Source organism: Bacillota bacterium (assembly GCA_023511455.1).
In the GTDB taxonomy this organism is placed as follows: Bacteria; Armatimonadota; HRBIN16; order HRBIN16; family HRBIN16; genus HRBIN16.
Genome location: JAIMBJ010000011.1, coordinates 82,226 through 93,155 on the forward strand (window position 1 = coordinate 82,226; position 10,930 = coordinate 93,155).

At 59.6% G+C, this 10,930-nt stretch carries 10 protein-coding genes; all 10 read right to left on the reverse strand.

The window, feature by feature from the left end; all coding sequences use genetic code 11:
* Position 1: 1 nt before the first annotated feature.
* The 10 genes from K6U75_08445 to K6U75_08490 are packed head-to-tail and all read right to left on the reverse strand — an operon-like array spanning position 2 to position 10,753.
* Positions 2-1,294, reverse strand: coding sequence for an L-rhamnose isomerase (locus K6U75_08445; protein ID MCL6475064.1), 1,293 nt, complete (start codon positions 1,292-1,294; stop codon positions 2-4).
* Positions 1,242-2,615 (reverse strand): hypothetical protein, encoded by a 1,374-nt coding sequence (locus tag K6U75_08450; protein MCL6475065.1) that lies wholly within the window; start codon positions 2,613-2,615, stop codon positions 1,242-1,244. The genes K6U75_08445 and K6U75_08450 overlap by 53 nt, the downstream gene beginning before the upstream one ends.
* Positions 2,612-3,706, reverse strand: a complete 1,095-nt coding sequence (locus tag K6U75_08455) for a glycosyltransferase family 4 protein (protein MCL6475066.1) — start codon at positions 3,704-3,706, stop codon at positions 2,612-2,614. The genes K6U75_08450 and K6U75_08455 overlap by 4 nt, the downstream gene beginning before the upstream one ends.
* Before the next feature lie 56 nt (positions 3,707-3,762).
* On the reverse strand, positions 3,763-4,245 hold the full coding sequence (locus K6U75_08460; GenBank protein MCL6475067.1) for a hydrogenase maturation protease: 483 nt from the start codon (positions 4,243-4,245) through the stop codon (positions 3,763-3,765).
* Positions 4,242-5,768: a Ni/Fe hydrogenase subunit alpha gene (locus K6U75_08465; protein ID MCL6475068.1), complete on the reverse strand. Its 1,527-nt coding sequence runs from the start codon at positions 5,766-5,768 to the stop codon at positions 4,242-4,244. Before K6U75_08465 ends, K6U75_08460 begins: the two co-directional genes overlap by 4 nt.
* Positions 5,769-5,781: 13 nt before the next feature.
* Positions 5,782-6,750 (reverse strand): oxidoreductase, encoded by a 969-nt coding sequence (locus K6U75_08470; protein ID MCL6475069.1) that lies wholly within the window; start codon positions 6,748-6,750, stop codon positions 5,782-5,784.
* Positions 6,743-7,267, reverse strand: coding sequence for a hydrogenase iron-sulfur subunit (locus tag K6U75_08475; GenBank protein ID MCL6475070.1), 525 nt, complete (start codon positions 7,265-7,267; stop codon positions 6,743-6,745). The genes K6U75_08470 and K6U75_08475 overlap by 8 nt, the downstream gene beginning before the upstream one ends.
* 14 nt (positions 7,268-7,281) lie before the next feature.
* A complete protein-coding gene (locus K6U75_08480) occupies positions 7,282-9,282 on the reverse strand; it encodes a CoB--CoM heterodisulfide reductase iron-sulfur subunit A family protein (GenBank protein ID MCL6475071.1) in 2,001 nt (666 codons plus the stop codon).
* Positions 9,275-10,183, reverse strand: a complete 909-nt coding sequence (locus K6U75_08485) for a CoB--CoM heterodisulfide reductase iron-sulfur subunit B family protein (GenBank protein MCL6475072.1) — start codon at positions 10,181-10,183, stop codon at positions 9,275-9,277. The genes K6U75_08480 and K6U75_08485 overlap by 8 nt, the downstream gene beginning before the upstream one ends.
* Entirely contained in the window at positions 10,184-10,753 is a 570-nt protein-coding gene (locus K6U75_08490) for a 4Fe-4S dicluster domain-containing protein (GenBank protein MCL6475073.1), read from the reverse strand.
* Positions 10,754-10,930 lie beyond the last annotated feature (177 nt).

Sequence of the window (10,930 nt, forward strand, 5' to 3'; positions counted from 1 at the left end):
TCTATCGCTTCGCCAGCACTTCGCGCTCGTAGCGACGCACCTCTTCCAGCCACGCCGCGCCGACGGGCACGCCCTGCGTCTCGCAGTAATAATCCCAGACTGCGCTGTAGGGCAGGGTCTTCAGCTCCTCCATCAGCGCGAGGCGGGCGGTGCGGTCGCCGGAGGCTTCCAGTTCCTTGAGGGTCTGCGAAGGCTCCAGCAGGGCAATCAGCAGAGCCTTCAGCATCGCCCGCGTACCAATCACCCATGCGGCAACCCGGTTGATGCTGGCGTCGAAGTAATCCAGCCCGATATGCACGCGGCTCAATGCCTCACCGCGCACTATCTCTTCGGCAATGGAGCGCGTCTCGTCGTTCAGAATCACCACGTGGTCGCTATCCCAGCGAATGCCGCGGCTGACATGCAGCAGAATCTCTGGCAGGAACAGCAGCACTGCCGAAATCTTGTCCGCAATCTGTTCGGTGGGGTGGAAGTGCCCTGTATCGATGCATATCAGCAGGTTGTGCTTGACCGCGTAGGGCAGGTAGAACTCCCAGGAGCCAGCAACATACGACTCCGAGCCGATGCCGAACAGTTTGGACTCCACAGCGTCTTTGACGTACTGCCTGTCCAGCGGTTCCCTGTAGATGACGTCCAGCGACTCTTTCAGCCTCTGGCGCGGCGCCCAGCGGTCGGCGGGCAGGTCCTTTTCACCATCGGGTATCCAGAGGTTATGGATGCAGGGACTGCCCTGCGCTTTGCCCATCGCCTCGGCGATTTTACGGCAGGCAATGGCGTGTTCCACCCAGAACTGTCGTACTCCGCTATCTGCGCTTGCCAGCGTCCAGCCATCGCTTGCCAGAGGGTGTGCAAAGAAGGTGCCGTTAAAGTCCAGAGGGATACCGTGCTGGGTAGACCAGTCTATCCAGCTCTGAAAATGTTTGGGTTGCAGCTGGTTGCGCTCCACCTTTTCGGGATAGTCCACGTAGAACGCATGAAGGTTCAGCCGATGCCTGCCGGGGATGAGACTGTACGCCTTTAGCAAGTCGGCGCGCAGTTCGTCGGGCGTGCGGGCTTTGCCGGGGTAGTTGCCGGTAACCGCCAGTCCACCGCCCAGCTCCCCTTCGGGGTTCTCGAAGCCGCCCACGTCATCCCCCTGCCAGCAGTGGAGGGAGATAGAGATGCCTTTCATCTGCTCCAGAACACGGTCGGTGTCGACTCCGTAAGCGGCGTACACCTCTTTCGCGTGCTGATAATGATGCTCAATGGCCTTGCTGTCCAGTTTGGGCATGGTCATCTTGCGTGCCTCCTTCATGGCTCAATTTACGAATGACGAACGGAACTTTATTCTGCGCCATGCGCACCAGTTCCTGAACCACTTCGACCTCCACTTGCATCTCGGCGGGCAGTTTCAGCGCAGCGTTACGCAGGATTTGCTGGCGGTCCTGCTCGTTGAACCCCTCGGCGGGCACGACGAGGATACGCACGCGATATAGCGATTCTTGAATCACTTGCATCCGCACCACATGCTCCACGTCGCGCGGGATGTGGTCGATGCCCATCAGGTGTGCCCCATCGGGTGACACGAGGTAATCCCCCTGTCTGCCGAGCACCCCGCCAAAAGGCTCCACCCCATAGCAAATCACTTCGAGCTGAGATGCGGAAAGCCCTTTCGGGAGGCGAATCAGGTCTCCCGTGCGATAGCGAATCAGCGGCATTTTCAGGTTCCACAGATTGGTGCCCACGATTTCGTAGAGCACTGCGTCTTCCTCTTCCCCCGAAGGCAGCAGCTCCACAAAGGCGTAGCCCGCCAGAAAGCGGTACTCTCCCTCCCGAAAACTATATGCGAACGCCACCCGCTCCGCCTGCCCATAATAGTCTACGAGCTCTGCTCCCAGCACCTCCTGCGCCAGCCGTCGGGTCTGGGGCGTGAGCGTTTCGGAAGATGTTACGACGAGGGGAATACGCAAGCATCTGCCGGACTCTTGCAGCAACCGGCACAGCGACTCCAGCGAGGTGGGATACGCCATCAAGCACTCCGGCGCGAACGCGCTCAACGCGCTGTGGTAAGCCTCTATCGTCTGAGGGCTCAGATGGTTCGAGGACATGACCATACGTTGCCCACCAGCCGCGAACTTCCAGAAAGGCGGCTGCCTGTCGGTGGGGTCTTTGATGTTGTCTCCTCGCAGCACAGCAGTACGGGCGGTACGCGGGTTAACACCTTTTGACAGCAACAGGCGGTCGATGCTTGCCTGTTCCACGCATACCGACTGAAACGAACGGTATAGCTTCAACGGCAGACCAGTCGTGCCGCTGGTGCTGGCGGGGCTGCTGAGCCATACCGGTGGTAGCACGAACGCCAGAGGGTCATCGCGCACGAGCGATTTCTCCAGAAGCGGCCATGCGGCGATGTCTTTTCCTGCGCCCATCTGTCTTCCGTAGGGTGTACGGGAAGCTGCTTGCAGTACCTTTTTCAGCCGCATTTCGGTGAATCGCCGTCTCTCTTCCAGCGTGGCGCCGTCGAGATGATTCAGCACGCGCAGTGCGGCGGGATAAAACAGGGGATTGCGCCGCAGCAGCATGTCGCCGAGGGACATGCCTTTCAACTTTGCTGCGAGGCTCTTGACCACACTCATGGCCTGCACTCCGACAGGACAGCGCGATAGATGCCCTCGAGCTTCTCCCAGTAGCGGCGAATGTCCAGATGCTCGACGCTGGCTCGCGCGTTGGCTCCCATCTGCAGGCGCAGCGATTCATCCTCAATCAGCCTCTGCAAGGCGTTTGCCAGCGCGGGAATATCCTCTGGTGGAACCAGAAAACCGTTGAAGCCGTCCTGCACCACCTCGGGTATGCCTCCCACCGGCGAGGTCACCACCGGAATGCCCCAGCTCATCGCCTCCAGAACGCTCATCGGTAAACCCTCGTTCAGGGAGGGTAGTACAAACACGTCCGCGGCGGCGAGGAGGGCATTGCGCTGTTCCGCGTTCACCCAGTCCAGTACGGTCACCTGCTGTTCCAGCCCGAGGGCACTGACTTCTCGCCTTACGCCTTCCACATCGCCGTCCCCTGCCAGAACGAGATAAGCACGCCGTCGCAGCTCGTCCGGCAATGCATGGAACGCCCGCACCACGCGAATCGGTCCCTTTCTATTCTCCATCCTGCCCAGGAAGAGCAAAGTCACCGTGCTCCTGTCGCGCCGGCTTGGGCACCCCTCGGGCACGCTGATGGGGTTTGGCAGTACAACGACATGCTCAGAGGGCAGCCCTGAGATATTGAGGTAAAACTGCTTCCATCTTTCGGACACTGTAATCAGGGCGCGGCTCTTTCGGAGCATCGAGATAATCCAGCGCTGTAGCAAGCGTGGCTGTTTAGGGAAGAACTCGTGAAACTCCGCACCGTGTGCATGCAGGATGTAGGGTTTGCTAAACCAGCGAGCCACGAGCGCCAGCAGTGACTTGCGCCAGGTACTGGCACGACTGGCAAAGTGGATGTGTATCAGGTCTGCGCGTCGCATGAGCAGAACCTTGAGAAACCGCGTCAGCGCGAGGAGAAACACTGCTAGCTTGACCCACACCCTGCCGTCGCGCATGGTGGCAATGTGCCGGATGCGCACATGGTCGGGAGCGTGCGCGAGAATCAAACGCTCTACGGAAGAGACCCCTCCCTTGACATCCAGCGCTGGTCCCAGCATCACTACACGGATGACTCGCTTCTCAGGAGCGCTCATGCTTTTATTGTGCCACATTCCTTAGCGTGTCGCAAGCAGGCTGGTGCAATGACGCCTTACGAAGCCTGATGCATCCATCCTTGCAGCACCTGACGTGCCCGCTGCACCAGTTGGGGCAGTGCCTCCTGCACCGGCTCCGAGAAGCCGATGCGGAACTCGTAGGGGTTCAGCACTTCCATCGCTAAGATGCGGATGTGCTGGGGGAAAGGAATCTGCAGGCGGTGTGCCATCTCCATGACTTCCGGCAAGCCGGCGTAATGCGGCGAGGGCGCCACCACCTTGCGGAAGTCCTCCGGCGAGAACTCTATCACCGTGCCGGGTGGATGGCGCCCTGTCACCACCGAGTCGATGAGCAGCGCACGCTCGTAGCCCTCCATTAGCTCCAGCAGCGCCAGCCCGGCTTCACCCGTCTCTACTACATCGACCGAGCCGTCGACCTGCCCGGCAATCTGGCGCGCCGCTTCCAACCCAACGCCGTCATCGCCGAGCAGGTCGTTGCCTAAAGCCAGCACCAGAATGCGTGCGCTGCGCTCGTTCATCGCTTCTGCTGATGCACCACTTCACCGTGCGCGTTGTAGACGGTCAGTATCAGCGGCATCTGTCCGGGCAGGGAGTGCGTCGCGCAAGCATGACACGGGTCATACGCGCGGAACGCCATCTCCACCTTGTTCAGCAGTCCTTCAGACACTTCGCCGCCGTGAATCAACCCCTTTGCCGCCTTCTCCACGCTCATCGCCATCCGGGCAGAGTTGTTCTGCGTGGCGACGATGAGGTTCACCTTGCGCAGGATACCGTCCTCATTGGTCTCGTAGTGGTGGAACAGCGTGCCCCGTGGGGCTTCCACCACCCCCACACCTACCGTCGGGCTGGTGGTGGGGATGACGCGCAGGTTCTGGCTGGTGATTTCAGGGTCGTGGATGAGCTCCACGATACGCTCGGCGGCGTATACCATTTCGATCACGCGCGCCCAGTGATTTGCCAGCGTGTGGTGCACCGGCTTCTGCCCAAAGGTATTGAAGAACTGTTCGTACGCTTTCTGCGCTTCGGGTGTCGCCATGCCGTCGGATGCGTTCAACCGCGCCAGCGGCGCCACCGAGTAGATGCCGCTCTCTGCGCCATCGGTGAAGCCCTTCCAGCCGATGCCCTTTAGATAACAGAACTTGACGTAGCTCCAGGACTCCACGTGCTCGGCGATATAGTCCAGATACGCCTGCGCGGCGAACTTGGCGTACTCTTTCCCATCCGGTGAAACCACCCGCACCTTGCCGTCGTAGAAGTTCAGGCGGTTTTTCTCATCCACCAGCCCCATGTAGTAGGTGCGGTGGGTATAGGTATCTGAGGTGATGAGGTCTACGTACGCCTGGTTCTTCAGCACCACGTCCTGGAACACCTGCAGGGTGAACAGGGCGAAATCCAGGGCGTCCTTCGCCAGTTCCTGGAAGCGTGGCAGGTCTTCGGGTGCAATGCCCTTCGCGACGCCTCCGGGCAACCCCAGTACCGGATGCACGACCTTGCCGCCCAGGTAGGCGATAAACTCGCGCAGTCGACGGCGCGTGGCAATCACACGCTTGCCGATGTCTACCCCTACCGTTTGAATAACGCCCAGTACGTTGCGCATTTCCGGCGGCGCATCGGGTCCTACGATGAAGTCGGGACCGCCCAGCACGTACACGTGCAGTGCGTGGTCTTCCAGCATGAAGGTATTGTACACCAGCTCGCGGATTTTGCGGGCGGGTGAAGGCGGCTCTACCCGGTACAGGTCGTCTAGTGCTTTGGTTGCCGCCATGTGGTGCGCGGTTGGGCACACCCCGCAGATACGGCTGGTAATCTGGGGCATGTCTTCCGCCGGTCGTCCCAGGGAGAACACCTCGAAGCCGCGCAGTTCAGGCACCTGGAAGTAGGCTCTTTCCACTTCTCCCTGCTCGTTGAGGAAGATATCGATCTTACCGTGACCCTCCAGGCGGGTGATGGGGTCTACGGTGATACGTCGCCTCTGGACGTAATAGGCTTCATTCGCGCGGGTTTGCGCTTCGTTCCATACGGTCTGAATGCTCTCGTCCATTCTTCATCCCTCCTCAACGAGTCACTTTCGCGCGCAGTAAGGATTTCGCCAGTGAGTAGCGATAGAAGGTTCCCACCGGGTCCGCAATGCCGTCCAGTATCTTCTCGATATCCTCCGGCTCGCGGGCATTGACGGAGGATGCCAGTGAGGAGAGTATCTTCGCTCCCTGGTCCCGCACACGCGAGGTCGGCCCGAAACATCCCGTGCAGGGCATATTGCCGGAGATACACTGCGCTTCACAACCCGAACGGGTGGCAGGTCCCATGCAGATAATGCCCTGTGCCAGGAAGCAGGTATTGGGGTCTATCTGCGTCCAGTGCGGGCGTTTGAACTCGTTGATCTTCAGGTCGGTGGGTTTGGTCTCCTTACGCGGGCACTGGTCGCACAGCGCGGTATCGGGCGCCAGCACCGTACCTTTCGGCGGCAAGTTCCCCGAGAGCAGGGTCAACACCGCTTGCTTCAGCAGCTTGGGGGTGGGGGGACAACCGGGCAGGTAGTAGTCTACCTCTACCACCTGGTCCAGGCTCCGCACCAGTCCCCGAAACTCCGGCAGGGTAACCGCCGTGCCGTTGTGCTGATGACGGGGCTGTGGGCGTACCCTTTGCTCATTGACCACCGTCGGCGCTTCTTCGTAGACGTAGCGCAGGATTTGCTCTTTGCTGAACTGGTTGGCGAGGCTCGGAACGCCTCCCGTGTGGGCGCACGAGCCGTAAGCAATCAGGATCTGGCTCTTGCGGCGCAGCAGGTATGCCATTTCCTCCTGCTCGGAGGTGCGGATGGAGCCGTTGACCATCGTGGCGAGGATGGAGCCATCGGGCATCGCCTCGACGTCTTTGCGCTTGAAATCCATCGCCACGGGCCAGAAGACGATATCCACTGCCTGCGCGACCTCGAGGATGTCTTCGGCGAGGTCGACGATGGACTCCTCACACCCTCCACACGAGGCGCACCAGTAGAACGCGATTTTGGGTTTGTCAGGCATGGACTGCCACCTCCTCACTTTGCGCTTCCGCCTCCAAGGCTGCCAGTTCGGCATCCCACTCTTTGAACTTGCGGGTCAGCCGCAACGGTCCCAGCGCGCGTACCTGGTCCACCATCTCGTTGATGGTCTTGCTCACCTTCTCGCCTTCGGAAGCGGCAATCCACTCCAGCCGCAGGCGACCCTCTTCGATGCCCAGCTCTCGCAAAAGGCGTTTGAGCAAGAGGTAGCGGCGCAGGGTTTTATAGTTGCCTTCCACGTAGTGGCAGTCTCCCGGGTGGCATCCGCCGATCAGCACGCCATCTGCACCGTGCGCGAAAGCATCCAGAACGAACTGCGGGTCTACTCGACCGGAACACATCACGCGGATGACGCGCACGTTCGGGTCGTAGCCCATCCGGGAGACGCCTGCCAGGTCTGCCGCAGTATAGGTACACCAGTTACAGAAGAAAGCCACAATCAAGGGCTCCCAATCTTTACTGGTGGAGAGCTTGTCGGCTGTTACCGGTTTGTCTTCCATGCTCATCCCTCCGTTTACTGGGCGTATGCCAGCACGCCCTCGATCTCGCTGAATATCTCTTCATCCTCGAACAGGTTCTGCTTGATGGAACCCGACGGACAGGCGGCGACGCAGGTGCCGCATCCCTTGCACAACACCTCGTTGATGTACGCTTTCTGCTTCCCTTCGTTGAAGGTGATTGCCTGATACGGGCACAGCGGGATGCAGCTCTTGCAGCCGGAGCACTCCTCTTCCACGATGTAGGCAGTGTTGGGCTCCAGTTCAAAGTAGCCTGTGTCTGCCAGTGCAATCGCTTCAGCGGCAGCGTAGCCTGCCTGCATCACGGTGTCGGGAATGTCTTTCGGACCGTGGCAGACTCCCGCGATGAAGATACCATCGGTATAGGTGGGCGCGGGAGCCAGCTTGGGGTGCTTCTCCAGGAAGAACCCGTCGAGCGAGCAGCCGATGCCGAACAGTCTCTGCACGTTCAGGGCATCCGGCTGCGGTTCCAGCCCGACCGCAAGCACCACCATGTCCAGCGGGATACGCCGCACGAAGCCGGTGTTGGTGTCTTCTACCCTTGCTACCAGCTTGCCTTCTTCGGAGGGGTCGAGTGCCCAGTCGGTGATTTCCGCCACGCGTCCGCGCACAAAGTGCACGCCCTCGTTGAGCACGCGCTGGTAAAACTCCTCGTAGCCTTTGCCCGCGGCGCGCATGTCGATGTAGAAGATGAACACCTCCGCACCCGTGTGCTCTTTGATGAGGTGTGCCAGCTTCAAGGAGGTCATGCAACACACGCGCGAGCACCAGCGGTTGGTGTTCTCATCACGCGAGCCCACACACAGGATAATCCCCACGCTCTTGGGCACGCGCCCGTCGCGAGTGACTACCTGCCCACCTGTGGGACCCGAGGCATTGACCAGCCGCTCCACCTCCAGGGTGGTGTACACGTTCGGGTACTTGCCGTAGCCGTACTGAGGCATTCGGCGCGGGTCAAAGGTCTGGAAACCGGTGGCGATAATGATGGAGCCGACGTGTATCTCCTCGTAGCTCTCTTTCTGGTCAAAGTCGATGGCTCCTCGCTCCACGCAGGCTTCCAGACAGGATTTCTTGCACTTGCCTGTCTTCAGCTGGATGCACGCCTCGGGGTCGATGACCACGACCTTGGGGGTGGCTTGCGGGAAGGGGATGTATATCGGCTTGCGCTTGCTCAGCCCCATGTTGAACTCGTCATCGAACTTCGGCTCCTTGAAGACGCAGGTGTCGATGCACTGCAAGCAGCCAACGCACAGGTCTTCGCGTACATAGCGCGGCTTGCGCTTCACCACCACCTTGTAGTCGCCGACGGAGCCATCCACGCTCACCACTTCCGAGTACGTCCAGAGCGTGATATTCGGATGTGCCTTCACCGCGGACATTTTGGGCGTGAGGATACACGCGGCGCAGTCCAGCGTGGGGAAGGTCTTGTCATACTGTGCCATGTGCCCACCGATGGTGGGTTCGCGTTCCACCAGGTAAACTTTCTTCCCCGAGTTGGCAACAGTCAGGGCGGCATGGATACCGGCGATACCTCCACCCACCACCAGCACTTCGGAGTGGATGGGCACGCGCCGCTTCTCCAGCGGTTTGTGGAAGTACACACGCCGAACCGCCGCACGCACCAGGTCCTTCGCCTTTTCGGTTGCCGCTTCGCGGTCACTATGCACCCACGAGTCATGCTCGCGGATGTTGACCATCTGCACGAAGAAGGGGTTCAGCCCGGCTCGCTCGGCGGCACCCCGGAAGGTGTTTTCATGCAGGGAGGGACTGCACGCTGCCACCACCACACGGTTGACATTCAGGTTGCGGATGTCCTCCTGCACCAGTTCCTGGCCTGGGTCGGAGCACATGTACTTGTAGTCTCGTGCTACCACCACCCCCGGTAGCGTTGCGGCGTACTCCGCCACCGCCTTCACATCTACGGTATCGGCGATGTTTGCTCCGCAATGACAGACGTAAACTCCGATACGCACTTCGCCGTTTTTTTGCTCAGACATAGGTTTCTGCCTCCTTCTTCGCGGTGAACCACTGCTCGACGAGTTTCCTGCCCGAAATGGCACGATGCAAGCCCAGCTCACGGAACTCGCCACCCAGTGCCCAACCGACTACCTGAGTGAGATAAAGGATGGGCATGTCTATCGGTTCACCGGTTTGCTTGCGAATCTCCGCCTGATAGGCATCCAGGTTGAACTGACAGAGCGGACAGATAGTCACGAGAGCTTGCGCACCACGGCGCATCGCTTCTTTGAGCAGGATGTAGTTCAAGCGAACACCCACGTCATGGATGGTTCCGGTGTGAGAACCGCCACAACATTTTGTCTTGAGGCTGTAGTCCACCACCTCCACGCCCACTGCTTTGAGAATCTCATCCATGCGTGTGGGGTTGTGCGGGTCGTCCACCTCCCCATAGGGGCGCACCGCCTGACAACCGTAGTATGACGCCATCCGTACGCCCTGCAGGCGACGTACGGTCAGTTCGCGCAATCGCTGGAGCCCCACATCGTTGTAGAGCACCTCCAGAGGATGTCTCACGCGCACCGAATCGAGGCGCGGCAAGCCTGCCTGTTCCAAGAACCGCTCGGTCTCCTGCGCTATCTGCGGATAGTGTGCCACCAGTTCCTGGCTCTTGCGCAGGGTGAGATAACAGGCATTGCATGGAGCCAGCAGGTCTCTGGAACCTGTCCGGCGTGCCAGAGCGAGGTTTCTCGCCGCCAGCAGAGTCGCGGAAGTTTCACTGACCGACATGTAAGTAGTGGCACCACAGCAGTTCCAGTCGGGCAGCTCCTGGATGGGCATCTCCAGCAGACAAAAGGTCGTCAGCAGGCTTTCCTCATAGGCGATACCCGTGCCCTTCAGCGAACAGCCGGGGTAATACAGGTACTTGGCGGAAGGTTCCATTTAGTCCACCTCCTTGGATGCGGCGGAGATGTACTGCAGTTCGTTCACCCGCTGGATCCGCTCCATGCGCAGGGATAGTCTGCCCGTACGCCACAGGTCCCATCCCGTGCGAGCCATGGTGAGCAGGACAAAGGGGTTCGAACGCAGCGCCATGCGAAACACCACCCAGAACTCCGAGTTTCGCCCACGCCGGCGTACCAGCTCGCAGAACTCCTGCGCCAGCACAGGGATGGGAAAACGCTTGGGGTAGAGATTGCTCTGGATGGCTTCGCGCTTCAGGCGGTACATGATGTCTGTTATCTTGATGTTCTGAGGACACTCCACACTGCAGGCATAGCAACTGGCACACAGCCAGATGGTCTTGGAGCGCAGTACGTCTTCACGGAAGCCCTCACGAACCATCGCTATGACCTGACGCGGCGTCAGGTCCATGTAGACAGACAGAGGGCAGGTGCCCGAGCAGGTTCCACACTGAATACACGACAACAAGCGCTCACAGTTGGGATGTTTCGTGAAATTGTGTGCCCACTCGAGGTCTGCCTCCCTCTGGTAGCGTATCTGCCGTTCCACGGGAATTGCCTCCTTCTATCCGGAATGTCAGGCATTTCGTACCCACAAACTACTGTAGTTTACTCTGTTTAATCTATCATGTATAGTATATCGGAATATTTTGTGGTTTCCAATTTGAAATGTCCTATTTTATTCCCAATTTGAAATGTCACATCGTCTTAATCCCCGGAAATACCT

Excerpts from the sequence above, each read along its gene's own strand:
- K6U75_08445 (MCL6475064.1), bottom strand. The coding sequence starts at position 1,294 with ATGAAGGAGGCACGCAAGATGACCATGCCCAAACTGGACAGCAAGGCC.
- K6U75_08450 (MCL6475065.1), bottom strand. The coding sequence starts at position 2,615 with ATGAGTGTGGTCAAGAGCCTCGCAGCAAAGTTGAAAGGCATGTCCCTC.
- K6U75_08455 (MCL6475066.1), bottom strand. The coding sequence starts at position 3,706 with ATGAGCGCTCCTGAGAAGCGAGTCATCCGTGTAGTGATGCTGGGACCA.
- K6U75_08460 (MCL6475067.1), bottom strand. The coding sequence starts at position 4,245 with ATGAACGAGCGCAGCGCACGCATTCTGGTGCTGGCTTTAGGCAACGAC.
- K6U75_08465 (MCL6475068.1), bottom strand. The coding sequence starts at position 5,768 with ATGGACGAGAGCATTCAGACCGTATGGAACGAAGCGCAAACCCGCGCG.
- K6U75_08470 (MCL6475069.1), bottom strand. The coding sequence starts at position 6,750 with ATGCCTGACAAACCCAAAATCGCGTTCTACTGGTGCGCCTCGTGTGGA.
- K6U75_08475 (MCL6475070.1), bottom strand. The coding sequence starts at position 7,267 with ATGGAAGACAAACCGGTAACAGCCGACAAGCTCTCCACCAGTAAAGAT.
- K6U75_08480 (MCL6475071.1), bottom strand. The coding sequence starts at position 9,282 with ATGTCTGAGCAAAAAAACGGCGAAGTGCGTATCGGAGTTTACGTCTGT.
- K6U75_08485 (MCL6475072.1), bottom strand. The coding sequence starts at position 10,183 with ATGGAACCTTCCGCCAAGTACCTGTATTACCCCGGCTGTTCGCTGAAG.